This is a genomic window from Actinomadura sp. NPDC000929 (assembly GCF_040492065.1).
Lineage (GTDB): Bacteria > Actinomycetota > Actinomycetes > Streptosporangiales > Streptosporangiaceae > Spirillospora > Spirillospora verrucosospora.
This window is the reverse complement of sequence record NZ_JBEUPA010000127.1, coordinates 1-26,634: the sequence shown is the minus strand read 5'-3', so window position 1 is coordinate 26,634 and position 26,634 is coordinate 1. Positions and strand designations below refer to the sequence as shown.

The 26,634-nt window shown below is 73.1% G+C and carries 25 protein-coding genes; 15 read left to right on the top strand and 10 right to left on the bottom strand.

The features are described 5' to 3' along the window. Positions 1-58 precede the first annotated feature (58 nt). Both plsX and argS read left to right on the top strand, forming a co-directional pair. Complete coding sequence (gene plsX, locus ABWI04_RS32390; protein ID WP_353834803.1) at positions 59-1,180, top strand: phosphate acyltransferase PlsX; 1,122 nt, start codon at positions 59-61, stop codon at positions 1,178-1,180. 52 nt (positions 1,181-1,232) lie between these two features. Then, entirely contained in the window at positions 1,233-2,978 is a 1,746-nt protein-coding gene (gene argS, locus ABWI04_RS32385; RefSeq protein WP_353834802.1) for an arginine--tRNA ligase, read from the top strand. Positions 2,979-3,005: 27 nt separating this feature from the next. Here the strand turns inward: argS and ABWI04_RS32380 are convergent, their stop codons facing one another. Together ABWI04_RS32380 and ABWI04_RS32375 are read right to left on the bottom strand one after the other, a co-directional pair. Next, on the bottom strand, positions 3,006-3,980 hold the full coding sequence (locus ABWI04_RS32380) for an LLM class flavin-dependent oxidoreductase (protein WP_353834801.1): 975 nt from the start codon (positions 3,978-3,980) through the stop codon (positions 3,006-3,008). Next, the gene (locus ABWI04_RS32375) at positions 3,977-4,222 is read right to left on the bottom strand and encodes a DUF2630 family protein (RefSeq protein ID WP_345173269.1); all 246 of its coding nucleotides are present in this window, start codon (positions 4,220-4,222) and stop codon (positions 3,977-3,979) included. The genes ABWI04_RS32380 and ABWI04_RS32375 overlap by 4 nt, the downstream gene beginning before the upstream one ends. A 29-nt stretch (positions 4,223-4,251) precedes the next feature. Between ABWI04_RS32375 and ABWI04_RS32370 the strand changes: the two genes are divergently transcribed. Continuing rightward, positions 4,252-5,220, top strand: coding sequence for a hypothetical protein (locus ABWI04_RS32370; RefSeq protein ID WP_353834800.1), 969 nt, complete (start codon positions 4,252-4,254; stop codon positions 5,218-5,220). A gap of 62 nt (positions 5,221-5,282) precedes the next feature. Here the strand turns inward: ABWI04_RS32370 and ABWI04_RS32365 are convergent, their stop codons facing one another. The 4 genes from ABWI04_RS32365 to ABWI04_RS32350 form a co-directional block, all read right to left on the bottom strand. Continuing rightward, positions 5,283-6,137: an aldehyde dehydrogenase family protein gene (locus tag ABWI04_RS32365; RefSeq protein WP_353834799.1), complete on the bottom strand. Its 855-nt coding sequence runs from the start codon at positions 6,135-6,137 to the stop codon at positions 5,283-5,285. Beyond that, complete coding sequence (locus tag ABWI04_RS32360) at positions 6,130-7,560, bottom strand: aldehyde dehydrogenase family protein (RefSeq protein WP_353834798.1); 1,431 nt, start codon at positions 7,558-7,560, stop codon at positions 6,130-6,132. Before ABWI04_RS32360 ends, ABWI04_RS32365 begins: the two co-directional genes overlap by 8 nt. Positions 7,561-7,562: 2 nt before the next feature. Continuing rightward, positions 7,563-8,486 (bottom strand): deoxyribose-phosphate aldolase, encoded by a 924-nt coding sequence (deoC, locus tag ABWI04_RS32355; RefSeq protein ID WP_345173263.1) that lies wholly within the window; start codon positions 8,484-8,486, stop codon positions 7,563-7,565. 100 nt (positions 8,487-8,586) lie between these two features. Beyond that, entirely contained in the window at positions 8,587-9,255 is a 669-nt protein-coding gene (locus tag ABWI04_RS32350; protein WP_353834797.1) for an SRPBCC family protein, read from the bottom strand. 135 nt (positions 9,256-9,390) lie between these two features. On the opposite strand from ABWI04_RS32350, the gene ABWI04_RS32345 reads away from it, so the two are divergent. Continuing rightward, positions 9,391-10,038 carry a TetR/AcrR family transcriptional regulator gene (locus tag ABWI04_RS32345; RefSeq protein ID WP_353834796.1) on the top strand — a complete coding sequence of 216 codons (648 nt, stop codon included), beginning with the start codon at positions 9,391-9,393 and terminating at the stop codon, positions 10,036-10,038. A 136-nt stretch (positions 10,039-10,174) separates the two neighbouring features. Continuing rightward, positions 10,175-10,852: a GntR family transcriptional regulator gene (locus ABWI04_RS32340; protein ID WP_345173259.1), complete on the top strand. Its 678-nt coding sequence runs from the start codon at positions 10,175-10,177 to the stop codon at positions 10,850-10,852. A gap of 21 nt (positions 10,853-10,873) precedes the next feature. Here the strand turns inward: ABWI04_RS32340 and ABWI04_RS32335 are convergent, their stop codons facing one another. From ABWI04_RS32335 to ABWI04_RS32325, 3 genes are read right to left on the bottom strand one after another with little or no spacing between them, the layout of a single operon-like run. Continuing rightward, positions 10,874-11,959, bottom strand: coding sequence for a 4-oxalomesaconate tautomerase (locus ABWI04_RS32335; protein ID WP_353834795.1), 1,086 nt, complete (start codon positions 11,957-11,959; stop codon positions 10,874-10,876). Further along, positions 11,956-12,690 (bottom strand): 4-carboxy-4-hydroxy-2-oxoadipate aldolase/oxaloacetate decarboxylase, encoded by a 735-nt coding sequence (locus ABWI04_RS32330; RefSeq protein ID WP_353834794.1) that lies wholly within the window; start codon positions 12,688-12,690, stop codon positions 11,956-11,958. Before ABWI04_RS32330 ends, ABWI04_RS32335 begins: the two co-directional genes overlap by 4 nt. 28 nt (positions 12,691-12,718) lie before the next feature. Next, the gene (locus tag ABWI04_RS32325) at positions 12,719-13,465 is read right to left on the bottom strand and encodes a PIG-L deacetylase family protein (protein ID WP_345173254.1); all 747 of its coding nucleotides are present in this window, start codon (positions 13,463-13,465) and stop codon (positions 12,719-12,721) included. A 228-nt stretch (positions 13,466-13,693) separates the two neighbouring features. On the opposite strand from ABWI04_RS32325, the gene ABWI04_RS32320 reads away from it, so the two are divergent. The 10 genes from ABWI04_RS32320 (at position 13,694) to ABWI04_RS32275 (ending at position 26,037) form a co-directional block, all read left to right on the top strand. Then, a complete protein-coding gene (locus ABWI04_RS32320) occupies positions 13,694-15,385 on the top strand; it encodes a hydantoinase B/oxoprolinase family protein (protein WP_345173252.1) in 1,692 nt (563 codons plus the stop codon). Next, complete coding sequence (locus tag ABWI04_RS32315) at positions 15,382-17,448, top strand: hydantoinase/oxoprolinase family protein (RefSeq protein ID WP_345173251.1); 2,067 nt, start codon at positions 15,382-15,384, stop codon at positions 17,446-17,448. The genes ABWI04_RS32320 and ABWI04_RS32315 overlap by 4 nt, the downstream gene beginning before the upstream one ends. Then, positions 17,445-18,293 (top strand): urea carboxylase-associated family protein, encoded by an 849-nt coding sequence (locus tag ABWI04_RS32310; RefSeq protein WP_378188426.1) that lies wholly within the window; start codon positions 17,445-17,447, stop codon positions 18,291-18,293. The genes ABWI04_RS32315 and ABWI04_RS32310 overlap by 4 nt, the downstream gene beginning before the upstream one ends. Continuing rightward, complete coding sequence (locus ABWI04_RS32305) at positions 18,290-19,222, top strand: transporter substrate-binding domain-containing protein (RefSeq protein WP_345173249.1); 933 nt, start codon at positions 18,290-18,292, stop codon at positions 19,220-19,222. Before ABWI04_RS32310 ends, ABWI04_RS32305 begins: the two co-directional genes overlap by 4 nt. Next, positions 19,206-20,195, top strand: a complete 990-nt coding sequence (locus tag ABWI04_RS32300) for an amino acid ABC transporter permease (protein WP_345173247.1) — start codon at positions 19,206-19,208, stop codon at positions 20,193-20,195. The genes ABWI04_RS32305 and ABWI04_RS32300 overlap by 17 nt, the downstream gene beginning before the upstream one ends. Before the next feature lie 13 nt (positions 20,196-20,208). After that, positions 20,209-20,976, top strand: coding sequence for an amino acid ABC transporter ATP-binding protein (locus tag ABWI04_RS32295; protein WP_353834793.1), 768 nt, complete (start codon positions 20,209-20,211; stop codon positions 20,974-20,976). A gap of 13 nt (positions 20,977-20,989) precedes the next feature. After that, entirely contained in the window at positions 20,990-21,868 is an 879-nt protein-coding gene (locus ABWI04_RS32290) for a carbon-nitrogen hydrolase family protein (RefSeq protein ID WP_353834792.1), read from the top strand. Beyond that, positions 21,865-23,007 carry a pyridoxal phosphate-dependent aminotransferase gene (locus tag ABWI04_RS32285; RefSeq protein ID WP_353834791.1) on the top strand — a complete coding sequence of 381 codons (1,143 nt, stop codon included), beginning with the start codon at positions 21,865-21,867 and terminating at the stop codon, positions 23,005-23,007. The genes ABWI04_RS32290 and ABWI04_RS32285 overlap by 4 nt, the downstream gene beginning before the upstream one ends. Before the next feature lie 44 nt (positions 23,008-23,051). Continuing rightward, on the top strand, positions 23,052-25,013 hold the full coding sequence (locus ABWI04_RS32280) for an acyl-CoA dehydrogenase family protein (RefSeq protein ID WP_353834790.1): 1,962 nt from the start codon (positions 23,052-23,054) through the stop codon (positions 25,011-25,013). Positions 25,014-25,215: 202 nt separating this feature from the next. Then, positions 25,216-26,037 carry a class I SAM-dependent methyltransferase gene (locus ABWI04_RS32275; RefSeq protein WP_345173241.1) on the top strand — a complete coding sequence of 274 codons (822 nt, stop codon included), beginning with the start codon at positions 25,216-25,218 and terminating at the stop codon, positions 26,035-26,037. A gap of 296 nt (positions 26,038-26,333) precedes the next feature. Here ABWI04_RS32275 and ABWI04_RS32270 read toward each other — a convergent pair. Beyond that, the coding region (locus ABWI04_RS32270; protein WP_353834789.1) for a response regulator transcription factor at positions 26,334-26,634 on the bottom strand (301 nt) is incomplete at its 5' end.

The window sequence follows — 26,634 nt, the reverse complement described above, 5'->3', positions numbered from 1 at the left end:
AGGTCCAGCTCCCGCCGGATCCGCGACGGTGCGCCCGCTGCCGATCGCGGTCGACACGATGGGCGGCGACCACGCCCCCGAAGAGATCATCGCGGGGGCGGTGGCCGCGGTCCGCGAGCACGGCGTCCGGCTGGTGCTGGTCGGGCGGGCGGCGCGGATCCGGCGGGAGCTGGACCTGCACGGCGTCCTCGGCACGATCCCCATCGTGAACGCCGACGAGGCCCTGGACATGGGCGAGGGCGCGCTCGCGAGCTGGCGCAAGCCCCGCTCGTCCATCGCGATCGCCTGCCACCTGATCAAGCAGGGCCGGGCGTCGGCGCTGGTCTCGGCGGGCAGCACCGCCGGGGTGGTGGCGACGTCGCGGCTGCGGCTCAAGGGCCAGCAGGGCGTGATGCGCCCGGCGATCGCGGTGGCCCTGCCGACACGGCCGCGCCCCACGATCCTGCTGGACGCGGGCGCCACCGCGGACGTCAAGCCGGAGGGCCTCGTCCAGTTCGCCGCGCTCGGCACCGCGTACGCGCAGATCCTGCTCGGGGTGGACCGGCCGTCGGTGGGCCTGCTCAACATCGGCGCCGAGGCGGGCAAGGGCAACAAGCTCACCAAGCGGGCGCACGAGCTGCTCGCGACGGGCAGCCACGGCATCGAGTTCGCCGGGAACGTGGAGGGCCACGACCTGCTGAGCGGGCGCGTCGACGTCGTCGTCGCCGACGGCTTCACCGGCAACGTCGCGCTCAAGGCCGTGGAGGGCACGGTCGCCACCGCGTTCGCGGAGATCCGCGACGCGATGACCTCCACCCCCGCCGCGCGGATGGGCGCGCTGCTGCAGCGGCGCCGCCTCCAGGACCTGCGCGACCGCCTCGACCCCGACACCTACGGCGGCGGCGTCCTGCTCGGCCTGAACGGGACGGTCGTGATCGCGCACGGCGCCTCCCGGGCCCGCGCCATCACCTCGGCCTGCGACCTGGCGCACCGGCTGGCCGCCGGACGGATCGTCGAGCGGATCCGCGAGCAGGTCGCCGCGACCCGCACGTCCCGCTTCGGGCGCTGGACGCACGGCGAGCGCGACGGCGACAGGCCCGCCGACAAGCCGGCGGACCGGCCCGGCGAGAAGGTCCCGGAGGTCCCCTCCCCCGCCGCCGACACCGTCCCGGACCGCACGGAGCCGCCCGCCGGGCACTAGCCCCGCCCAAAACCGATTCCGGGCCCCTCCGCGTCGCCGATAACCTTGGAACATGCCCGATCCGCAACTCGTACTCGCCGCCCGGGTCCAGGCCGCGCTGAGCGCCGCCTTCGGACCGTCGTACGCGGACACCGACCCGGTCATCCGGCCGTCGCAGTTCGCCGACCTTCAGGCCAACGTGGCGCTGCCGCTGGCCAAGAAGCTGGGCCGCAAGCCGCGAGACGTGGCCGAGGAGATCGCGGCGCACCTCGACACGGCGGGGGTCGTGTCGCAGGTGCAGGTCAGCGGGCCCGGGTTCATCAACCTGACGCTCAGCGACGAGTGGATCGCCGGCGAGGCGCAGCGGGCCCTGGAGGACGAGCGGCTCGCCGTCCCCCCCGCCGACAAGCCGCAGAAGGTCGTCGTCGAGTACTCCTCCCCGAACGTGGCGAAGGAGATGCACGTCGGGCACCTGCGGACCACGATCGTCGGCGACGCGATCGCGCGGATCCTGGCGTTCCTCGGACACGAGGTCGTCCGGGACAACCACGTCGGCGACTGGGGCACCCCGTTCGGCATGCTGATCGAGCACCTGCTCGACCTCGGGGAGGACGCCGCCGCGCGGGACGACTCGTCCGTCAGCGACCTGACCGCGTTCTACCAGGCCGCGCGGGAGAAGTTCGACGGCGACGAGGCGTTCGCCGACCGGTCCCGGCGCAGGGTCGTCGCGCTCCAGGCGGGCGACGCCGAGACGCTGCGGCTGTGGAACGTCCTCGTCGAGGTGTCGAAGCGGTACTTCAACTCCGTCTACGGGCGGCTCGGCGTCACGCTCACCGACGACGACATCAAGGGCGAGAGCTACTACAACGACCTGCTGGCCCCGACCGCCCAGGAGCTGGAGGACAAGGGCATCGCGGTGATCAGCGACGGGGCGCTGTGCGCGTTCCCGCCCGGGTTCACCGGCCGGGAGGGCGAGCCGCTCCCGGTGATCATCCGCAAGAGCGACGGCGGCTACAACTACTCCACCACCGACCTCGCCACGATCCGGTACCGGGTCGACACCGAGCACGTCGACCGGATGATCTACGTGGTCGGGGCGCCGCAGGCGCTGCACTTCCAGATGGTGTTCGCCGTCGCGCGGATGGCGGGCTGGCTGAACGACGAGGTCAGGGCCGAGCACGCGCAGATCGGGAACGTCCTCGGCACCGACGGCAAGATCCTGCGGACCCGGGCCGGCGGCACCGTCAAGCTGGCGGAGCTGCTGGACGAGGCGGTCGAGCGGGCCGGCGCCGTGTTCGACGAGATCCAGCACGACGAGCCGTTCGACGACGCGACCCGGGCCGAGATCGTCCAGGCGGTCGGCATGGGCGCGGTGAAGTACGCCGACCTGTCGGTGGCGCGCGACAGCGAGTACACCTTCGACTTCGACCGGATGATCTCGTTCAACGGCAAGACCGGCCCGTACCTGCAGTACGCGACCGCGCGGATCCGGTCGATCTTCCGGAAGGGCGGCCTGGCCCCCGAGGACGCGACCGGCCCGATCACGCTCGTCCACCCGGCCGAGCGCGCGCTGGCGCTGGAGCTGCTCGGGTTCGGCGCCGTGCTGAAGCAGGCCGGCGAGACCGCCGAGCCGCACCGGCTGGCGAGCTACGTCTACTCGGTCGCCGACGCCTACACGACGTTCTACGAGAACTGCCCGGTGCTGAAGGCCCCCGACGAGCAGACGCGGGCGTCGCGGCTCGCGCTGTGCGCGGCGACGCTGCGCACGCTCGTCACCGGCCTCGACCTCCTCGGAGTCCCCACCCCCGAGCGCATGTGAGACGGGCGCCGGGCGCGGCGCCCCGCGTCACGGCACGCTCGTGCCGCGCGGCGAGGGCTGCCCGGGAAGGGACGGAGCCTGCGGCCGGGCCTCCCCCTGGGCGGGGCCCTGCGCGGGCCCGGCCCGTTCGCGGGTGACCTGCTCGCGGACGGCCGGCACGATCTCCAGGGCGAACACCGGGAGCTGCTCGGGGTCGCCCCCGTACAGGAACGTGTCGACGCCGTGCCCGACGGCCAGCTCGGTCAGCTCGTAGATCCACTGGCGCGGCGGGCCGTGCAGGAAGCCCCGCGACTCCCGCCCGTCGACCTCCCCTTCGAGGACGTAGACGCGGCGGATCTCGCCGGGCCGGCGACCGGCTCTCAGCGCGGCCTCGTCGACGCGGCGCTGCCCGTCCGCGAGCCGCTTCGGCGGGACGAGCGACGACGGCGCGATCCAGCCGTCGGCGACCCTCCCGGCGAGGTCGAGGCCGCGCGGCCCGGTGACGCCGAACCAGATGCCGATCTGGTGCGCGGGCGCCGGGCCCGCCTGCGCCGCCGCGAACCGGTAGTGCTCGCCCGCGAACCGCAGCCCGTTCTGGTCGCTCCAGTGCAGCCGGATGAGCTGCACGGCCTCCTCCAGGGCGCGCCGCGACGCCGCGCCGTCCAGGCGCGGCCCGCCGTAGGCCTCGACGCCGCCCGGCTCCATCCCCGTGCCGAGACCGAGCTCGGCGCGGCCGCCGCTGAGCCGGTCCATCGTCGCGATCGCCTTGGCGAGCGCGGCCGGCGGTCGCAGCGGCAGGCACGCCACCGCGGGCAGCACCCGGATCCGGGACGTGCCGGCCAGCACGGCCGCCATCAGCGCGAGCGCGTCGGCGGTGTCGCGCCGGTACGGCTGGTCGCGGATCCCGAGCAGGTCGAGCCCGAACCGGTCCGCCTCCCGGGCGGTGTGGAGCAGCGGAGCGGAGGCGTCCGGGACGACGGACAGGCCGAACCGCAGCGGGCGCCGCGGCCGGGACGCCGTCATTGCAGGTAGCCTTCGACCTCGTCCGGCGGCCGGACCTCCGCGCCGCCGGGGTCCTCGCCGGCCTCCAGCCTGGCCCGGCGGCGGCGCAGCAGGTCCCAGCACTGGTCGAGCGCGACCTCCAGCCGTTCCAGCCGCCGGTGCTCCTCCTCGCGGTCCAGCTCGTCGCGCTGGTACCGCTCGCGGAGCCGCCGCTCCTCCCCCACGTACTCGTCGATGCGCGCCAGGATGTCCTTCTCGTCCATCGCGGTCTCAGCGCTCGCGGCCGCGGTCGGTGAGCCCGCTCAGGAACCCGCCGTCCGTCCGCGTCGAGTGCTGGAGCGAGTTGGTCTTCGGCTCCACGACGGGCGGTGGCGGCGGCGCCGGCCGCGCGGCGGACGTGCCCGCGGTCGTCGTCCGCGCGGGCGTCCTGCGAGCCGGAGCCGCGGACTTGGCGGTCCCCGATCTGGCCGACCCCTTCGCGGTGCCCGACCTGGTGCTCGCGGTCGTCCGCGACGACGTCGACTTGCGGGCGGCGCTGGCCCTGGACTTGGGCGCGGCCGGCTTGCGGGCCGTCCCGGACGCCTTCGCCGTCCCCGACGTCTTCGCGGTGCCGGACGTCTTCGCCGATGCCGCCGTCCGCGACGTTGCCGCCTTGGACGTGGACTTGCGCGCCGTGGACGACTTCGAGGCGGTCGTCCGGGCCGAGGCCGTCCCGGACCGGCTCGACGCCGCCGTGGTGGACTTGCGGGCCGTGGTCCGGCTCGTGCCGCTCCTGCTCGCCGCCGTGGTCCTCCTCGCCGGCGCGGCGCGGGTCCCCGTCGGCTTGGCGGTGGTGGTGATGACCTTCGCCGCCGCGTCCATCGCCTTCGCGGCGTCGGACATGGCCTTGGTGGCGCTGGTCATCGCCTTGGTCATCGCCGTCATGGCCTTGGCCGACGAGGACGCCTTGGTCGCCACCGACTTCATCTGCGTCGCGGCGGTCTTGGCCTGGCTCGCGGCCTTGGTGACGCGGGTCGCGGCCGCCGACGACGACGCCGACGACCGGCTGGGCGCGGCGGGCTTCCTCGCCGTGCCGCTCCTGGTCGCGGTCGTGCGGCTGGTCGTGGACCGCGACGGCGCCTTCGCCGCCGAGGTCCGTTTCGCCGCCGGCTTCCTGGCGGCAGTGGACTTGGTCGCTGATGTGCTCTTCGTACGGGCGGCCGACCCTCGGCTCGCCGTACGCGATTCGGTCTTGGTAGGCACTGATCTCCCCCCACTGTGATCAGTTACGGGGAGATCTATTCCACACTTCGTGACCCTCTACACACGCCGCGTCATTTCAGCTCAGACGCCCACCGGATGCCAGACGGTCTTGGTCTCCAGAAACGCGGTCATACGTGCGGTTCCCGGCTCATCGGTCCAGTCGCCGCCCGCCGGGAGCAGGACGCGCTTGAGGTTCCCCGCCGCCTTCTCCTCCAGTTCCTGGAGGTGCTCGGGGAGCGCGCCCGCGAGGTCGAGGGCGTTGACGTCCATGTGGGCGGCCAGCCAGGGGGCGATCTCGGTGCGGCGGCCGGTGAGGATGTTGACGACGCCGCCCGGCAGGTCGGAGGTCGCCAGCACCTCGGCGAGGGTGACGGAGGGCAGCGGAGCCGGTTCGGACGCCACCACCACGGCGGTGTTGCCGGACACGATGACCGGGGCCAGGACGGACACCAGGCCGAGCAGCGGCGAGTCGGGCGCGACGACGGCGACGACCCCGGTCGGCTCGGGCGTGGAGAAGTTGAAGAACGGCCCGGACACGGGGTTGGCGGCCCCGGCGACGGCGTCCAGCTTGTCGGCCCAGCCGGCGTACCAGACCCAGCGGTCGACGGCGGCGTCCACCTCCGTCCCGGCGGCGCCCTTGGACGCGCCGGCCTGGCGCAGCTCGTCCACGAACTGGTCGCGGCGGCCTTCCAGCATCTCGGCGATCCGGTACAGGATCTGGCCGCGGTTGTAGGCGGTGCGTCCGGACCAGCCGGGGAACGCCTTGCGGGCGGCGACCACGGCGTCGCGGGCGTCCTTGCGGGACGCCTGGGAGGCGTTGGCGAGGAAGCGGCCCTTGGAGTCGGTCACGGGGTAGGACCTGCCGGATTCTGACCGGGGGAAGGCGCCCCCGATGTAGAGCTTGTAGGTCTTGCGCACGGAGAGACGGTCAGGCATTGAGGTAGGCCTCCAGTCCGTGGCGTCCGCCCTCGCGGCCGAACCCCGATTCCTTGTAGCCGCCGAACGGGGAGGCCGGGTCGAACTTGTTGAACGTGTTGGCCCACACCACCCCGGCCCGCAGCCGCTGCGCCGTCCACAGGATCCGCGACCCCTTCTCGGTCCAGATGCCCGCCGACAGCCCGTACGGGGTGTTGTTGGCCTTGGTGACGGCCTCCTCCGGCGTGCGGAACGTCAGCACGGACAGCACGGGCCCGAAGATCTCCTCGCGGGCGATCCGGTGCGACTGCGCCACCCCGGTGAACAGGGTCGGCGCGAACCAGAAGCCCTGGGCCGGCAGCTCGCAGGGCGGCGACCAGCGCTCGGCGCCCTCGGCCTCGCCCGCGTCCGACAGCTCCCGGATCCGCGCGAGCTGCGCGGCGGAGTTGATCGCCCCGATGTCGGTGTTCTTGTCGAGGGGGTCGCCGACCCGCAGCGTCGCCATCCGCGTCTTCAGCCGCTCCAGCACCTCCCCGGCGACCGACTCCTGGACGAGCAGCCGGGACCCGGCGCAGCACACGTGGCCCTGGTTGAAGAAGATCCCGTTGACGATGCCCTCGACGGCCTGGTCGAGGGCGGCGTCCTCGTAGACGATGTTGGCGGCCTTGCCGCCGAGCTCCAGCGTCAGCCTCCTGCCGGTCCCGGCGAGGGTGCGGGCGATCTGCCGGCCGACGTCGGTGGAGCCGGTGAAGGCGACCTTGTCGATCCCCGGGTGCGCGACGAGGGCCGCGCCGGTCTCGCCGGCACCGGTGACGATGTTGACCACGCCGGGCGGCAGCTCGGCCTGGCGGCAGATGTCGGCGAACAGCAGCGCCGTCAGCGGCGTCGTCTCCGCCGGCTTGAGCACGACGGTGTTGCCGCACGCCAGCGCGGGGGCGATCTTCCAGGCCAGCATCAGCAGCGGGAAGTTCCACGGGATGACCTGCCCCGCCACCCCGACGGGCCTCGGGTCGGGCCCGAACCCGGCGTGGCGCAGCTTGTCGGCCCAGCCCGCGTAGTAGAAGAACCACGCCGCAGCCAGCGGCACGTCCACGTCCCGCGACTCGCGGATCGGCTTGCCGTTGTCGATCGACTCCAGCACGGCGAGCTCGCGCGCCCGCTCCTGGACGATCCGCGCGATCCGGTACAGGTACTTGGCCCGCTCGGCCCCGGGCATCGGGCCCCAGACCTTGTCGTAGGCGGTGCGGGCCGCCCGCACGGCGCGGTCGACGTCCGCCTCGTCCGCGCAGGCGATGTCGGCCAGGACGGTCTCGTCGGCCGGGTTGACGGACTTGAACGGCTCGCCGTGCCCGTCGGTGAACTCGCCGTTGACGAACAGCCCGTAGGAGCCGCGGATGTCGACGACGGACCGGGACTCGGGCGCCGGCGCGTACTCGAAAACCATGATCAGTCCAACGTGAAGTAGTCGGGACCGGAGTACACCCCGGTGGCGAGCTTGCGTCGCTGCATCAGCAGGTCGTTCAGCACCGAGGAGGCCCCGAGCCGGAACCACTCGGGCGCCAGCCAGTCGGGTCCCGCGGTCTCGTTCACCAGCACCAGGTACTTGATCGCGTCCTTGGTGGTGCGGATCCCGCCCGCGGGCTTGACCCCGACCTGCCGCCCGGTCGCGGCCCGGTAGTCGCGGACGGCCTCCAGCATGACCAGCGTCACCGGCAGCGTCGCCGCCGGCGACACCTTGCCGGTGGAGGTCTTGATGAAGTCGGCCCCGGCGCGCATCGCCAGCCAGGAGGCGCGCCGCACGTTGTCGTAGGTGGCCAGCTCGCCGGTCTCCAGGATCACCTTCAGGTGCGCGGTCCCGCAGGCGTCCTTGACCGCGACGATCTCGTCGTGCACCTTGGCGTAGTCGCCGGCCAGGAACGCGCCCCGGTCGATCACCATGTCGATCTCGGCCGCGCCCGCCGCCACCGCCGCCCGGGTGTCGGCCAGCTTGGCCTCCATCGGCGCCCGCCCGGACGGGAAGGCCGTCGCCACGCTCGCGACGCCGATCCCCGTCCCGGCCAGGGCCCGCACCGCGACCTCGACCATGTCGGGGTACACGCAGACCGCCGCCACCGCCGGGACCGAGGCGTCCGCCGGGTCGGGGTGCGCGGCCTTGGCGCACAGGGCCCGCACCTTCCCCGCCGTGTCCGCGCCCTCCAGCGTGGTCAGGTCCACCATCGAGATCGCCAGGTCGATCGCCGCGGCCTTCGCCGACGTCTTGACCGACCGGGTGGCGAGCCGCGCCGCCCGCTCCTCGGCGCCCACCCGGTCCACTCCGGGGAGGCCGTGCAGGAAGGCGCGCAGCTCGGCGGCGCTGTTCAGAGTCTCCATTGACACTCCCCCAGCATCGCCGAACTACGTCCCAGGCACAAAACGGGCGCTCAGCGCAGCGGTCCGGCTCCTCGACGAAGTTCGCCGCCCGGTGGCGCCGTCACCGGCCGTGGCCGGCGCGGGCCTCGGCGGCGGACTTCAGGTCGGCCAGCCAGGCCCGGAGCCCCTGACCGAGGATCTCCGTGGCCCGGGGGACGTCCGCTTCGACCTGGTCGCCGGTCCAGGTCTCCTCGGTGTGCACGCGGACGCCTCCCCTGACCCTGGTGAAGGTCCACAGGTGGACACCTTCGTCGATGCGGACCCCCTCACCGATCGCGGGCCCGCTCCACAGGACGCAGACGCCGGGCCGCAGCCGCTGGACGGTGGAGGTGATGGTCAGCGTCGTGGCGGGCGTCGTCGGGGTGGGGGGCGCCGGCGTGGTCCACCGGAACCTCGACCCCTCGCGGAGGGGGCCCGGGTCGAGGCGCTTCATGGACAGGACGGGCTCCTGCCAGTCCGGCCAGCGCTCCACGTCCGCCTGGAGCCCGAAGACGGTGCTCAGCGGCGCTTTGATCAGGATGTCGCTCCGGTAGCGGATGAGGGCGGCGGGATCGACGCCCTCGGCCCGGCACTGCGACCGGCCGCCGCGGTCGGCCGGAGCGGCGTGCGCGGCCGGGACCGCGCCCGCGAGCACGCCCGCGGCGAGCGAGAGCGTGAGCGCGGTCGCGCGCGTCCGCCCCCCGGAACGGAGGCGGCGGACGGACGGGCCCGAGCTGCTGTTGCCGAACATGGTGTCCCCTTCGATAGAAGCTCGTGCTTTCGTTAGAAGTTATAACCATCCGGGCCGGGCCGCGTCAACGGGCTCGGTGATACCTTCTAACTAATTCTTGGCGGTGTAGCTTCGTCGGCGGAGAGGAGGCCCGTCATGGCGGAGCCGGACACCGGGAGCCCGCGCGGGCGCTACCGGGCGCAGGTGCGTGCGGAGATCAAGGAACGCGCGTGGGAGCAGATCGCCGCGGCGGGCGCGTCCGCGCTCTCCCTCAACGCGATCGCCAAGCGGATGGGCATGAGCGGGCCCGCGCTCTACCGCTACTACGCCGGACGCGACGAGCTGATCACCGAACTCGTCCGGGACGCCTACCGGAGCCTCGCCGACACGCTCCGCTCCGCCGCCGAGGCGGGCGCCGGCCTGGCGGGCCTCGCGCACGCCGTGCGCGGCTGGGCCCTCGCCGACCCGCACCGGTACTTCCTCGTCTACGGCACCCCCGTGCCCGGCTACCACGCGCCGGACGACACGACGGCCGTCTCCGACGAGATCATGGCGATCCTGCTCGACGCCTGCGCGGCGCCTTCCGAGGAGGAGCCCGCCACGCCGTTCGACGCGCACCTGGAGGGCCACCGCGACTGGGCGCGCGGCCATCCGGCCCCGCCGGCGGCCCTGCACCGCGCCCTGACCTTCTGGACCCGCTGCCACGGCGTCCTGTCCCTGGAGCTCGCGGGCCATTTCGCCGGCATGGGCTTCGACCCGGCGCGGCTCTTCGCGGCCGAGGTGGACGGCCTGGCCGCGCACTGACCCGGCGGCCCGGAGGCCCGGGTCGCGGCGCGGCCCTTCCCTGCGCCCTCAGTGTCTGAGAAAATGGCGCTAATATTGTTGCGAATATAGGCACCCGTCGAGACCCGGCGGGCATCCGGAGGGAGAGTCCCCGTTGGTGTCCCGAAGGAGCGGTCCCGCCGCCGACGACCAGAGCCCGGCGGACCGGCTGCGCGCGCTGATCCTCGCGGGCGAGATGGCCCCGGGGCAGCGGCTGGTGGAGGGCGATCTCGCCGAGCTGCTCCAGGTGAAGCGGTCGGCGGTGCGCACGGCGCTGGTGGAGCTCACCGCCGAGAGGCTCGTCGAGCGGATCAAGAACCGCGGGGCCCGGGTCCGCGTGATCACCGTCGCCGAGGCGATCGCGATGTACGAGTGCCGCATGGTGCTGGAGGGCCTGTGCGCCCGCAAGGCCGCGGAGAACGTCACCGACGACGAGGCCGAGGAGTTGCGCACGATCGGCGCGAGCATGGAGGCGGCCGTCCGGGACGGGGACCCGCTCCGGTACTCGCAGCTGAACGAGCGGCTGCACACCCGGATCCGGGAGATCGCGGCCCAGCCGGTCGCGATGGAGATGCTCGAGGGCATGCACGCGCAGCTCGTCCGGCACCGCTTCCGGCTGGCCCTGCGCCCCGGGCGGCCGGGGCAGTCCCTGCCCCAGCATCTGCGGATCATCGCGACCGTCGCCGCCCGGGACGCCGAGGCCGCCGAGGCGGCCATGCGCGAGCACGTCCTCGATGTGATCAGGGCCCTCGGCGAGGGCGACGAGCTGGCGCTGGGACCGCTCCCGGCCGAGTGAGGCCGCCGGCGGCCGGGCGCCTCAGCCGCGGGGGAACGCCGTCCCGTCGAACAGCTTGCGCGCCGTCCGCACGACGCCGCTGCGCCGCACTGCCGGCGGTTCGGCGGCCGGATCGACGTCCACCTCGATCACCAGGTGCCCCGTCGGGTGCTCGACGTCCACGCGGGTGCCGCCGGCCGGCCAGGACGCGGTGAGGTCGTGGCCGACGGCGCCGGGCAGGCGGACGGCGGTCACGGCGGAGATGGCGCCCAGCACGCCGATCGCGGTGTGCGGGGTGACGGGGATGAACGTCCGGGTGGCGAGCATGCCGCCGTCCCTCGGCTCGGCCACGAGCGTGGTCTTCGGGACGGACGAGGCGGTGACGTCCCCCATCCCCATCAGCGCACCGGCCCGGATCCGCAGCCGGTCGACGCGTTCCAGCAGCCGCCGGTCGGCGGCCAGTTCAGCGTGGGACTCGTGGCCGCTCAGGCCGAACGACGCGGCGGCGGCGACGACCACCGGCATGCCGTTGTCGACGCAGGTGACGGGGATCCCGTCGACCACGTCCCGCACGCCGCCCGTGGGAAGCAGCCGGCCGGTCGCCGACCCGACGGTGTCGGCGAACTCCAGCACCACCGGCGCCGCCGTCCCCGGGACGCCGGCGATCGCGGTGCCGCCGGCGTACCGCACGACGCCTCCCGGAGTGGGGAAGCGCGTGCGGGCCACGCTGCCGGAGTTGACCATGCGGATGCGCACCACGGTCTCCGGGTCGCCGGCCGGAACGAGCCCTCGCTCCACGGCGAACTGCCCCACCCCGGCCAGGAGGTTGCCGCAGTTCTGCCGATCGCTGACCACGGCCTCGTCCACACCCACCTGGAGGAAGAGGTAGTCGACGTCGACGCCGGGACGGGTGGAGCGCGAGACGACCGCGACCTTGCTGGTCAGGGACGTCGCCCCGCCCAGCCCGTCGATCTGCCGGGGGTCGGGGGCGCCCATGACGCGCAGCAGCAGATCGTCCCGTTCGGCGGGGTCGCCGGGAAGGTCCCCGGCGAGGAAGTACGCGCCCTTGGACGTGCCCCCGCGCAGGAGCATGCAGGGCACGCCGCCGTCCGCCGTTCCCGCCGTCACCGGGCGCTCCCCGTCGCCCGGTCCTCGGCCGCCCGCTCCGCGGCGTACTCCCGGGCGGTGACGTAGCGAACGCCGAGCCGGACGAGCGTGGCCCGCAACCCGTACCGGTCCAGACCGAGTTCGCCCTCCCGGAAGGCGGCGCGTGTGGCCTCCTCCTTCTCCGCGCGAGCCCGGGACGCCGCCAGCGCCCGGTCGACCGCGGTCCGGGGGACGCACACCACTCCGTCGTCGTCGGCCAGGACGGCGTCCCCCGGGCGGATCGTCTGCCCGCCGATGACGACGGGCGTGTTGACGGATCCGGCGGTGGCCTTGACGGAGCCCTGGGCGCTGACCGCGGCGGACCACACGGGGAAGCCGATGCGGTGCAGATCGTCGACGTCGCGGACCCCGGTCGCGGTGACCAGTCCGCGCACCCCCCGCTTCATCAGCGCGGTGGCGAAGAGTTCGCCGAACAGGCCGTCCGCGCAGTGCGAGGTCGTCGCGACGACCAGGACGTCGCCGGGGCGGCACTGCTCGACCGCGGCGTGGATCATGAGGTTGTCGCCGGGCCAGCAGAGCGCGGTGACGGCCGTCCCGCCGATGCGCGAGCCGAGGTGCACCGGCCGGATGCCCGGCCCGAGGTATCCGGCGCGGCCCAGCGCCTCGTGGACGGTGGCCACGCCGTGGGCGGCCAGCGCGTCGACCCGGTCCAGCGGGGCGCGCGGCGGGTCGGTGACGATCACCTTCTCCATCAGGACTCCTCCCGGATCCGGCCGCCGCTCATGCCAGCGCCCCCGTGACCTGCGGGTAGAGCCGCGTGTAGGCCTCGCCCATCGTGGCGTGCGGCAGGCCGAGGTTCGGCCCCGCGTTCCGCTTCAGCTGCACGCCGCGCCGCCGGGCGAGATCGGTGTAGTAGTCCCACATGTGCTGCTGGGCGGGCAGGCACTCCATCGCGGCGCGCTTGCGCTCGAACGTGGACGTGATGTCGAGCAGGACGTCGGGACGGAACTCGCACATCTCCGGCTGGTGCGGTTCGAAGCAGAACACCGGCGGGGCGCCGAGGGGGTCGCCCGGCGCGTCGTACCCGATCGCCTGGGCCAGCACGCGCGCCTGGAGGGCCATGCGGGCGGCGGCCGGGTGGTCGCCGTTGTAGGGGTCCGCGAGCGTGTGGGTCAGGACGACGCTCGGGGCCACGTCGCGGTAGACGCGGACGAGGCGGTCGACCAGCTCGGGGGTCTCCCGCAGGGGGTAGTCGCCGGCGTCGAGGAAGACGACCTCCGCGCCGAGGGCCTTCGCGGCGTTCTCGGCCTCGGCGCGCCGGATCTCCTTGATCTCGTCCAGCTGCCTGCCCTCGCGCCAGGCGCGGGCGGACTCCCCGCGCTCGCCGTAACTCAGGCAGACGACGGTGGCTCTCTCGCCCCGTTCGGCGGCCAGCGCGATCGCGCCGCCCGCGCGCCAGACGAAGTCGCCGGCGTGGGCGCTGACGACCAGGAGCGATGCCGGGCTCTCCGGTGGACGTGTGGACATGCTCTACCTCATCTCTGGGGGCTCCTCGCCCGCCGACCCGGCAGGTCGCTTCGGGGGGTGCGGCGGGGGCGCGTCGAGTGGCGGGCCGCCTTCAGCATGTGAGGTGCCCGACGGATTGTCAACAATCTGGGTGCACAAAATTGTTCGCCAGAATAGTTGACAGCGCGGCGGGGGCGCGCCAACCATAGGGCCACCCACCTTTACCCAGGTCAACGGAGGGAGTGGGCTATGACCGCAGTCGACATCGGCGCCGCCGACGAGGAGCTGGCGCCCTCTGCGCGCATCGACCCGATCACACTGGAGATCCTCTGGAGCCGGCTGATCGCCATCGCCGACGAGGCCGCGACGACCCTGAAACGGACGGCCTTCTCGCCCATCGTCACGGAGTCCAACGACTTCGCCTGCGTCGTCTTCGACGCCCGCGGCAACGCGATCGCCGAGAACACCATCGGCATCCCCAGCTTCAACATGACGATGGGCGTGACCCTGGCGGAGATGCTCGCCTGGCGCCCCGCCGACCAGTGGCGTCCCGGCGACGTCGCCTGCACGAACAACCCCTGGATCACCTCCGGGCACCTGCCCGACGTGACGGTCATCGCCCCGGTCTTCCGGGAGGGCCGCCTCCTCGGCTGGACCGGCAGCATCGCCCACATGGCCGACATCAGCGGCGCCCTCTGGTCCGCCGACACCCGCTCGGTCTACGAGGAGGGCATGTTCATCCCGCCGATGCTGCTCATCGAGCAGGGCGAGCTCAACGAGACGCTGCTGAGGATCCTGCGGGCGAACCTGCGCATGCCGGTCGAGGTGGTGGGAGACCTGATGGCGCAGGTCACCGCCGGCAGAACCGCCGCCCAGCGCCTGGTCGAGTTCGCCGACGAGACCGGCGTCGACTCCCTCGACGAGATCTCCGGCGAGATCTGCCGGCTCTCCGAGCGGTCGATGCGCCGGGCCGTGGCCGCGATCCCCGACGGGACCTACCGCGCCGGCCACGACCTCGACGGGACGATGGACGGGGAGGCCGTCCACCTGGAGGTCGCCGTCACCGTCCGGGGCGACGCCATGACGGTCGACTACACCGGCACCTCCCCCGAGGTGACGCGGGCGCTCAACGTGGTCAAGCCGTACACCGACGCGTACACCTGTTACCCGCTCAAGTGCGTGCTCGACCCGAACACCCCGCGCGCCGAGGGCTCCTACCGCTGCATCACCGTCTCGGCCCCCGAGGGCTCGATCCTCAACCCGCGCTACCCCGCGCCGGTCAACGCCCGCCAGCTCGTCGGCCACTGCCTGGCCATCACCCTCTACAAGGCCCTGGCGCCCGTCATCCCCGACCGGGTGATCGCCGAGTCGGGCAGCGCGCCGTCGCTGCGCGCCGTGATCTCGGGCCCGCGCGACGAGTCCGGGAGGCAGTTCACCGCCATCCCGTTCATCAACGGCGGCATGGGGGCCCGCCCGGTCGCCGACGGCCTGTCGACGACGTGCTTCCCCTCGAACATCGAGGCCGGCTCCATGGAGGCCCTGGAGGCCACCGCCCCGCTGCGGATCCGGCGCAAGGAGCTCCTCCCCGACTCCGGCGGAGCGGGGAAGTACCGCGGCGGTCTCGGGCAGAACGTCGAGATCGAGCTGCTCGCCCCCGGCGAGTGCACGCTGTCCCTCTTCGTGGAACACGTCCGCAACCGCCCCGAGGGAATCCTCGGCGGCCACCCGGGCGGGGCCTCCCGGGTGACGGTCAACGGCCGCGGCGAGGGCTTCCCGCTCAAGGGACGCAGCAGGATCCGTCCGGGAGACCGGATCAACATCGACTATCCGGGCGGCGGCGGTTACGGCGACCCGGCCGAGCGCGACCGCGACGCCGTCCGGGCCGACGTCCACGCCGGACTCGTCTCGGAGACCGCGGCCCGGGAGGTCTACGGACTGTGAACGACATCCAGGTCCCCAGAATCGCCGGCGTCGACGTCGGCGGAACCTTCACCGACATCGCCGTCCACGACCCCGTCCGCGGCGTGGTGGAGGTGCACAAGCTCCCCACCACCCCGGACGACCCGACCGACGCCATCATCGACGGCCTGAACGCCCTCGGCGGGGCCCCGCTCGTCGTGCACGGCACCACCCTCGTCACCAACGCCCTGATCGAGCGCCGCGGCGCGCCGACCGGACTGATCACCACCACCGGGTGGCGCGACGTCCTCGAGATCGCCAACGAGCTGCGCTACGACACCTTCGACCTCTTCCTGCGCCGCGCCGAGGCGCTGGTGCCCCGGCACCTGAGGCTGACGGTGGACGGGCGGATCGGGGCCGACGGCTCCGAGGTCGAGCCGCTCGACGAGGAGGCGGTGCGCGAGGCCGGCCGCCGGCTCCTCGACCAGGGCGTGCAGGCGGTCGCCGTCGGGTTCATCAACTCCTACCGCAACGGGGTGCACGAGCGGCGCGCGGTCGAGATCCTGCGCGAGGCGTTCCCCGAGCTCACCGTCTGCGCCTCCGCCGACGTGGCGCCCGAGATCCGGGAGTACGAGCGGTTCTCGACCGCGGCCGCCAACGCCTTCGTGCAGCCGCTGGCCACCCGGTACCTGCGGCGGCTCGCCGACCGGCTCGGCACCCCACCGATGATCATGCTGTCGGACGGCGGCATCACCACGGCCCGCGCCGCCTCCGAGCGCCCGATCGCCCTGGTCGAGTCCGGACCGGCCGCCGGCGCCATGGCCGCCGCCCACATGGCGACGACCTGCGGCTTCGAGGACGTCGTCGCGTTCGACATGGGCGGCACGACCGCGAAGGTCTCCCTGGTCCACGACGGCGCGCCCGCGCGCACCCACCTGATGGAGGTGGCCCGCGCCCACCGCTTCAAGCGGGGCAGCGGGTTCCCCGTCCGGGTGCCGACCGTCGACCTCATCGAGATCGGCGCCGGCGGCGGCAGCGTCGCGTGGGTCGACGACCTCGGGCTGCTCAAGGTCGGCCCGCGCAGCTCCGGCGCCGTCCCCGGCCCCGCCTGCTACGGCAAGGGCGGCACCGAGCCCACCGTCACCGACGCGGACCTGGAGCTCGGCTACCTGGCGCCGGACAGCTTCCTCGGCGGCGCCATGACGCTGGACACCGCCGCCGCGGGACGGGCCCTGGACCTGCTGGCCGCCCGCCTGCGCACCGACAGGCGCACCACGGCCGCCGGCATCGCCGACGTCGTCAACAACGCCATGGCGACCGCGGCCCGCCTCTACATCTCCGAGCAGGGGCGCGACCCGCGCCGCTACCGGATGGTCGCCTTCGGCGGGGCCGGGCCCGTGCACGCCTACGACGTCGCCCGCCTCCTCCACATCGGCGAGGTCGTCTTCCCGCGCGGGGCCGGCGTCGCGTCCGCGATCGGCATGCTGGTGGCGCCCCGCGCCGTCGAGTGCACGACGTCGCTGGTCGTCCCCCTCGACGAGCCGGACTGGAACGCCGTGGACGCCGTCCTGAAGGAACTGGAGAGCCAGGCGCGGGCACAGCTCGACGAGGCGGACGTCGACCCCGCGGACGTCAGGCTGGAGGCCGCGGCCGACATGCGGTACGTGGGCCAGGGATACGAGCTGACGGTGCCGATCCCGCTCGACGTCGTCCGCGACCACGACACGGCCGGCCTGGTCGAAGCCTTCGAGACCGAGTACCGCGCCCGGTTCGACCGGGTCCTCAAGGGCATGCCCGCCCAGGTCATCTCCTGGCGGCTGCGCGCGCTCTCCTCGCCCGTGGTGAGGACCGTGGAACTCGCCACCGGCGCCGCCGCGCACTCCGCGGCCCCCCTCGGCACCCGCCCCGCGTACTTCGCGGAAGTCGGCGACTACACCGACACGCCGGTGTACCGCCGCGTCGACCTCGCCCCGGGCAGCACCGTCGCCGGGCCCGCGCTGATCGAGGAGACGGAGTCGACGGTCGTCGTCGGCCCCTCCGGATCCGTCCGGGTCGACGACATGGGCAATCTCGTCATGACCATCACGAGCGGAGACGGCGAATGACCACCTCTCAGCGCCCCGAGCCGATCTATCCGGCCGGCATCCTGCCGAGCAAGTACACCGACACCGCGATGTACGAGGCGATCGGCGAGGCGACCGACCGCCGCACCCTCGTCGAGGAGTTCACCCTCCCCATCCGCACGGGGAAGGCGTGGCGCGTCGAGGCGGGCCAGGTCTGCCGGGTGTCGACGCCCGAAGGCCCGCAGGTCGGCGACTTCAACTTCTTCAACGCGGACAACCCGCGCGAGCGGTTCTGGGCCGCGCGCACCCGGCAGATCCAGGGCACGCACGTCACGACCGGCGACCGCCTGTGGTCCTGCCTGCCCTACCTGCGGCCGATGCTGACGATCACCGGAGACAGCGTCGCCTACGGCGTCGACGAGTACGGCGGCGGCTGCCACGACCTGCTCGGCTCCCGCTGCGACCCGCACATGAAGAAGCTGCTGACCGGCGAGGACGTGGACGACCACTGCCACACGAACCTCGTCTCCGCCGTCGAGCCGTTCGGGCTGGGCGAGATGGACGTGCACGACGTCCTGAACGTCTTCCAGCTGACGGGGCTGGTCGACGGCAAGTACTACACCGCGGCGTCCCCCGCGAAGCCCGGCGACCACATCGAGTTCCTCGCCGAGATCCCGCTGCTGTGCGCGCTGTCGAACTGCCGCGGCGGCGACCTCTCCCAGCCCCGCTGGGGACCGGGCGCGCAGGACACCACCGAGCACTGCCGCCCCCTGCACATCGAGATCTTCGACCTCGACCCGTCCCTGCTGGACGGCTGGACCACGCCCGAGCCGTCCACCTACGGCGGGCCCCAAGGACACGGCACGACCCGAACGAGGACCCCATGAACGTACTGCGACACTCTCGACGTGACCGCGCGCTGCTCCTGGCCGCCTCGGCGGCGGTGGCCCTGACGGCCTGCGGGGTCACCTCCGCCGAGGACGGAAAGGGACCCGACACCGGGGCGGCCCTCAAGATCGACGCGATCGCCGTCGACAAGAAGGCGCAGGCCGAACTGCCGGAGGCGCTGAGGAAGTCCGGCACCCTGAAGGTGGCGAGCGAGCTCGACTGGCCGCCGTTCTCCTACAAGGACGACAGCGGGCAGACCACGGGCATCGACGTCCTCATGGTCCAGGCGATCGGCAGGAAGCTCGGCCTGAAGACCAGCATCGCCGACCTCGGCGCCGACACCATCATCCCCAGCGTGCAGAACGGCCGCTACGACGTGGCGGTCAGCCAGCTCGTCACCACGCCCGAACGGCTCCGGGCGGTGAACTTCGTCGACTACATCCAGAACACGCTGGGGATCATCCAGCACAAGGACTACTCCCCCCAGGTCACCCCCGCCGACATGTGCGGGAAGACGTTCGTGGGCACCCAGGGGACCGGGCCCCTCGACTTCACGCGGCAGTACTCCGAGAAGGAATGCGTCGCCAAGGGCAAGCCCAAGATGACGATCCACGTCTTCGACAAGAGCGCGGCCACGATCCTCGCCGTGGGCAACAAGCGCGGCGTCTTCCTCACCAACCGCGCGGTGGGCGAGTACGTGGCGGCCACTTCGGGCAACGGCCTGGTGATGGGCAAGGAGACGATCCCCGGGTCCCGCACCCTCTCGGGGATCGCGTACTCCAAGAAGCAGCCCGAAGTCGGGAAGGCCGTGCAGGCGGCGCTGCTGTCCCTGATGAACGACGGCACGTACCAGAAGATCCTCGAAAGGTGGAAGGTCACCGACCAGGCCCTCAAGACGAGCGAGATCCGCAATGAAACCGGGTCCTGACGTCGCGCGGCCGGCCGCCTCCGGCGGGGGGCGGCCGAACCGCCCCCGCGCCCACGAGGTCGTCCCGCACCCCGATCCGAGCGAGGCGACGCCGGTCGAGGCCGGCCGCGCCCGGGAACCGGGCAACTGGATCGCGTGGCTCCTCGTGGCCTTCGTGGCGGTGTGGCTGACCCACGCCCTGTTCACCAATCCCGGATTCGAATGGGACGTCGTCGGCGAGTACCTCTTCGCCCCCGAGATCCTCAAGGGCACCGCCGTCACGGCGCAGCTCGTCGCCCTGTCGATGCTCATCGCCATCGCGCTGGGGATCGTCCTCGGCGTGATGCGCCTGTCGAACAACTCGGCGGCCTACCTCGCCTCGAGCGCCTACGTCTGGTTCTTCCGCGGCACGCCCGTGCTGGTCCAGCTGATCTTCTGGTACAACATCGCGACGCTCTACCCGCACTTCAAGCTGGGCGTCCCCTTCGGGGGACCGGAGTTCGCCGCCGTCGACAGCAACCGGGTGATGACGTCCTTCACCGCGGCCGTGATCGGGCTGAGCCTCAACGAGGCGGCGTACTACGCCGAGATCGTCCGCGCGGGCATCCTCTCGGTCGACCGGGGGCAGACCGTCGCCGCCAAGGCGCTCGGCTTCACCCCCGTCCAGGTCGTCCGGCGCATCGTGCTCCCGCAGGCGATGCGGGCGATCGTCCCGCCCACCGGCAACCAGATCATCGCCATGCTCAAGTACTCGGCCCTCGCGAGCGTCATCGCGGTGCCCGAGCTCCTGCACTCCGCCCAGACCATCTACAACCGCACGTTCGGCACGATCCCCCTGCTCATCGTCGCCTCGATCTGGTACCTCGTCCTCGTCACCGTCCTGTCGATCGGCCAGCGCTACGTGGAGCGGTACTTCTCACGCGGTCACCTCGACGACGGCGTCGACCGCTTCGCCGCCCTCAAGCGGCGCATGCCCATTCTGCGGAAGATCTAGGAGGAGGGCCGCCATGGAGCAACCGATGGTGCACGCCGACAACGTGCACAAGTCCTACGGCGCCACGCCGGTCCTCAACGGCGTGTCGCTGACGGTCGAGCGCGGCGAGACGGTCTGCGTGATGGGACCGTCCGGGTCCGGGAAGAGCACCTTCCTGCGCTGCATCCACAACCTGGAGACGATCGACGCCGGACGCATCCGGGTCGACGGGGAACTCGTCGGCTACCGCGAGGGGAGGGGCGGACGACTCCAGCACCTCGGCGGCAGGGAGGTCTGCCGCCAGCGGTCCCAGATCGGCATGGTCTTCCAGCACTTCAACCTCTTCCCGCACATGACCGTGCTGGAGAACGTCACCGCCGCCCAGATCCGGGTGAAGGGGGTCAGGCAGGGCGAAGCAGAGGCCATCGGCAGGAAGCTCCTCGCCGACGTGGGGCTCGCCAACAAGGCCGGCAGCTATCCCCGGCAGCTCTCGGGAGGGCAGCAGCAGCGCGTGGCGATCGCCCGCGCCCTCGCGATGGACCCCAAGGTGATGCTGTTCGACGAGCCCACCTCCGCGCTGGACCCCGAACTCGTCGGCGAGGTCCTCGCGGTGATCCGGGACCTCGCCCGCACCGGCATGACGATGATCGTCGTCACCCACGAGACCGGGTTCGCCCGCGAGGCCGGCGACAGCCTCGTCTTCATGGACCAGGGCCGCGTCGTCGAGGTCGGCCCCGCGCGCGACGTGATCGCCGACCCCCTGCACGAGAGGACCCGCGGGTTCCTCTCGACGATCCTGTGAAAGGCGGCACGGCATGAAGGACCACGTCGACGTCGCGATCGTCCAGTTCGATCCGCGGCCGCTCGACCTGGCCGGCAACCTCGAGGCCATGGCCGCCGCCGTGCGGGCGGAGGCGGCCGGCCGGCCCACCGACCTCGTCGTCTTCCCCGAGCTGGCCACCACCGGCTACCTCCCGCCGGACGGCGGCGACGACTTCCGGCGCCGGCTGGCCGCCGCCGCCGACACCATCCCCGGCCGCACCACCGAGGCGCTCGGCCGCGCGGCACGCGAGACCGGAACCCACGTCATCGTCGGCCTGGCCGAACGCGGGGGCGGCGAGGAGCTGTACAACACGCTCCTCCTCATCGGCCCGGACGGCGAGACGATCGGCGCGCACCGCAAGGTGCACCTGTGGGACCAGGAGCCGAAGTACTTCGGCTCCGGGCACCGGTTCGACGTCCTGGACACCGGCCTCGGCCGCGTCGGGCTGTCGGTCTGCCACGACTCGCGGTTCCCCGAGGCCACGCGCCGGCAGGTCGTGGCCGGGGCCGAGATCCTGGTCTGCGTCTTCGCCTACGCCCCCGACCCGGGCGTCCCCGAGGACATCCTCGCCCACCGCGCGGTGACGCGCGCGTGGGAGAGCACCGCGTACTACGTGCTCGCCAACCGCCTGGGCAGCGAGCACGGCGCGGACTTCGCCGGCCGCAGCCTGGTCGCCGGGCCCACCGGCCGGATCCTCACCGGCGACCACGGTCCGCGGGATCCCGTCGTCCGCGCCCGCCTCCACCGCCGGCCTCTGACCGACGCCCGCCGCGTCGTGGACGTCGCCCGCGAGCGGCGGCCCGACGTCTACGGCGACCTCTCCCCCACCTCACCGGAAACATCAGCGACGAGCCAGCAGGAGCGCCCGTGACCGCATTCACCCCGTCGGACCGCGTGCGGGAGGTCCTCCGGCACTCCCTGCGGCCCTCCACCCGCCCGCCGGCGGACGTGATCTCCCTGGCGTCGGGCGAGCCGGACTTCGCGACCCCCGAACACATCCGCGCGGCGCACGCCGCCGCGGTCGAGGCGGGCGCCACCCACTACGCCGCCTGGAACGGCGCCCCCGACCTCCGGGAGGCCCTGGCCCGGCAGGCCGGCGGCCCCGGCAGGCCGGGGCGGGCGGCGGACCAGGTCCTCGTCACCCACGGCGGCAGCGGAGCCCTGGCCGCGACGATCCTCGCCTGCGTCGACCCCGGCGACCGGGTCGTCATCCCCGTCCCGACCTACTCCCTCTACGCCGACCTGGTGCGGATGGCCGGGGGCGAGCCCGTCCTCGTGCCGCAGCGCGACGACCTGCACCTGGACCTGGACGCGGTGGCCGCGGCCGCTCCCGGCGCCCGGATGGTCGCGATCTGCAACCCGTGCAACCCGACCGGCGTCGTGTACTCGGCGGAGGAGCTGGAGGGGCTGCGGGACATCGCCGAGCGGCACGGCCTGCTGGTCCTGGCCGACGAGGCGTACGACGAGATCGTCTACGACCCCCGGCGGTTCACCTCCGTCCTGGACATCCCCGGCCTCGCCGAGCGGGTGCTGTACGTCCAGACGTTCTCCAAGACGTACGCGATGACGGGCTGGCGCATCGGATACCTGGTCGCACCGCCCGACGTGGTCGCCGCGGCCGCGGTGGTGCACACCCGCATGGCCGGTCCCCTCAACACCGCGGTGCAGCACGCGGCGCTGGCGGCTCTCACCGGACCCCAGGAGCCCGTCCGGCGGATGCTGGACGAGTACCGGGGGCGGCGCGAGCTGGTGATGCGGCTGCTCGACGGCGTGCCCGGCACCCGGCTGCGGGCCCCCGACGGCACGTTCTACGCGTTCGTCGGGCACGACTCGCGGCTGACGTCCGTGCAGGTGGCCGCGAACGCCCGCGAGCGGGGGGTGGCGGTCCGCCCGGGAAGCGAGTTCGGCGGTGAGGGCTCGGTCCGGCTGTCGTTCGCCACGGACCGGGAGACCCTGACCAAGGGGCTCCTCATCCTGCGCGACATGTTCGAGGACATGGCGACCGGGTGAGCCGGCCGGGGTTTCCGCTTCCGACCAGTGGAAACTTCGATCACATGAGCCAGCGAACCCACGAGCACGTCGACGAGCGGACGGCCCGCAAGGTGGCCGAGGAGGCCCGGGAGTCCGAGTGGCGGCTGCCGAGCTTCGGCAAGCAGCTGTTCCTCGGCGACCTGCGCCTCGACCTGATCCATCCGCACCCCCGCCCGTCGCCGGAGCAGCGGGCGAAGGGCGAGGGGTTCCTCGCCAAGCTCGCCGCGTTCTGCGCCGCCGAGGTCGACCCGGCGCGGATCGAGCGGGAGGCGCGCATCCCCGACGAGGTCGTGCGGGGCCTGCGCGACCTCGGCGCGCTCGGCATGAAGATCCCCGAGAAGTACGGGGGGCTCGGGCTCAGCCAGCTCTACTACGGCCGCGCGCTGATGGTGGCGGGGTCGGTCAGCCCGGCCCTCGGGGCGCTGCTGTCGGCGCACCAGTCGATCGGCGTCCCGCAGCCGGTCAAGATGTTCGGGACGCCCGAGCAGAAGGACGCCTGGCTGCCGCGCTGCGCCCGGGAGGTCAGCGCGTTCCTGCTCACCGAGCCCGACGTCGGCTCCGACCCGGCGCGGCTGCGCGCCACGGCCGTCCCCGACGGGGACGACTACGTCCTCAACGGGGTCAAGCTGTGGACGACCAACGGCGTCGTCGCCGACCTCGTCGTGGTGATGGCGCGCGTGCCGAAGTCGGACGGGCACCGCGGCGGCATCTCCGCGTTCATCGTGGACATGGCCACGCCCGGCATCACCGTCGAGAACCGCAACGCGTTCATGGGGCTGCGCGGCATCGAGAACGGCGTCACGCGCTTCCACGACGTGCGGGTCCCGAAGGCGAACCTGATCGGCGCGGAGGGCGCGGGCCTGAAGATCGCGCTGACCACGCTCAACACCGGGCGGCTGTCGCTGCCCGCCATCTGCGCGGCGGGCGGCAAGTGGGCCGCCGGGGTCGCCCGGCAGTGGTCCAGGGAGCGGGTGCAGTGGGGGCGGCCGGTCGGCGAGCACGAGGCCGTCGCCACCAAGATCGCCTTCATCGCGGCGACCGCGTACGCGATGGAGGCGATGCTCGACCTGTCCGGGCAGCTCGCCGACGACGAGCGGAACGACATCCGGATCGAGGCGGCGCTGGCCAAGCTGTGGTCGTCGGAGATGGCGTGCCGCGTGGCCGACGAGCTGGTGCAGCTGCGCGGCGGGCGCGGCTACGAGACGGCCGAGTCGCTCGCGGCGCGCGGCGAGCGCGGCGTGCCCGCCGAGCAGCTGCTCCGCGACCTGCGCATCAACCGGATCTTCGAGGGCTCCAGCGAGATCATGCATCTGCTGATCGCCCGCGAGGCCGTCGACGCGCACCTGTCGGTGGCCGGGGACATCATCGACCCGGACGCCTCCGCCGGGCGCAAGGCGCGGGCCGCGGCGAAGGCGGGCGGGTTCTACGCGCGCTGGCTGCCGACGCTCGTCACCGGCGCCGGGCACCGGCCGAACGCCTACGCCGAGTTCGGCCCGCTGGCCCGGCACCTGCGGTACGTCGAGCGGGCGTCCCGCAAGCTGGCCCGGTCGACCTTCTACGCGGCGGGACGCTGGCAGGGCGGCCTGGAGTACCGGCAGGGGTTCCTCGGCCGCATGGTCGACATCGGCGCCGAGCTGTTCGCGATGAGCGCGGTCTGCGTCCGCGCGACCGCCGACGCGTCCGACCAGGGGTCGCTCGGCAGCATGGGCGCGAACGGCACGGGGCCGGCCACGGCGCCGGGCAGATCCGCCCTGCTGCTCGCCGACGCCTTCTGCCGGCAGGCGCGCGTCCGCGTCGAGGAGCTGTTCGACGGGCTGTGGCGCAACACCGACGCGATGGACGTGAAGCTGGCGCGGGCCGTCCTCGCCGGGGACTTCGCCTGGGTGGAGGAGGGCGTCCTGGACCCGTCCATCCCGGGGCCGTGGATCGCGCCGTCCGAGCCGGGCCCGAGCGAGCGGGAGGACGTGCACCGGACGATCGGCTGACCCGGCGGGAGGGGGATCGGCCGCGACACGCCCGGCGGATCGCGGCCTCGGGAGGGCGTCCCGCCGTCGCGGGGCGTCCGGCTTCGGCGCGGGAGTAGACTGACCCGACCTTCGCGCCAGAGATCGAACCGTCCCGAGGGGGCGGGGGAACGGTCCGGCGAGCGAGAAGCCGAACGCCAACGCACCCAGCGAGCGGGAAGTAATGCAGTCATCTGGTCAGAAGAAGTCCATCGCAGGCACCCTCCTCAGCCTCCTCGGCAGCGGTCCGAAGAAGGCCGGAACGGCCGCCGGGCCCGCCCCTGACGGGGACGTCGTCCAGCCCGCCGCCGGAGAGGGCGCGCTGGAGAACCACCTGGGCGGGGACGAGGCCCGCAACTACCGCGAGTACGAGTACCAGACCGTGGCCCCGCACGTCGGCCGCTCCATGCTGGAGGTGGGCTCCGGCCTCGGGCACTTCTCCGAGCAGTTCGCCGGGCGCCTGGACTACCTCGTCGTCAGCGACAACGACCCGTACTGCGTCGGCGAGCTGCGCAAGCGCCACGAAGGCAACGACGACGTCGAGGTCATCGACCTGGCCCTGCCCGCCGACATCAAGATCCGGCGCAAGGTCGACACCGTCGTGATGATGAACGTGCTGGAGCACATCAAGGACGACGTGCAGGCGCTGCGCGACCTCGCCGCCGTCACCGAGCCGGGCGGCCGCATCGTCATCTGGGTGCCCGGCTACATGCAGCTCTACGGCGACTTCGACCGCAAGGTCGGGCACGTCACCCGGTACACGCCGGCCACGCTCGAGGCGTCGGTCCGGGAGGCCGGGCTCGTCCCCGAGGTGCTCAAGCCGATCAACTTCCTGGGCGGGATCGCCTGGTGGTTCGCGGTCCGCCGCGGCGGCGCCGGCTACCCCGACCCGAAGCTCGTCAAGATCTACGACCGGACGGTCGTGCCGCTCACCCGCACCATCGAGCGCTTCGTCAAGCCGCCGTTCGGCCAGACGGTCTTCTGCGTCGCGCGCGTCCCGCGCTAGCGCCGCGTTCCGCGCGCGGACGGGGACGGGTCACCACCGGTGGCCCGTCCCCGTCGCTTTTTTCTTGACGCCGAAACGGTATGTCTCGCATCGCCGTCCGGGCCCGGGACCGCAAGACTGTGCAGTGGCCGGACGGGGTCCCGGTCCGCCTCTCCGGGCGGAGAAGCACCGCCTGCTTCCGCGGGCCGCGTCCCCGAAAGGCCAGCCACGAAAGTTCCCGTGTGGTCCGACGGTTCGCGGTGGGGAATCCCGGGAGGGGAGATTCCCCGCCGTGAATCAGGCGGGCGGGCGCCCGCTCAGGCGCCGACCTTCGGGGTGGCGAACAGGGCCAGCCGGTGCGCGGTCGCGGCGGCCTCGCCGCGGCTCGCCACCTCCAGCTTGCCGAGAATGTTCGACACGTGGACGCTGGCCGTCTTCACCGAGATGAACAGCGCCTCGGCGATGTCGCGGTTGCTGCGGCCCTCGGCGACCAGGCGCAGCACCTCGAACTCGCGGGGCGTCAGCCCGAGCGGCGCGGCGGCGTCGCCGCGGCGCGGCATCCGGGTGCGGCGCAGCAGGTCGGCGACCCTCTCCGCGAGGGGCCGGGCGCCCAGCGCG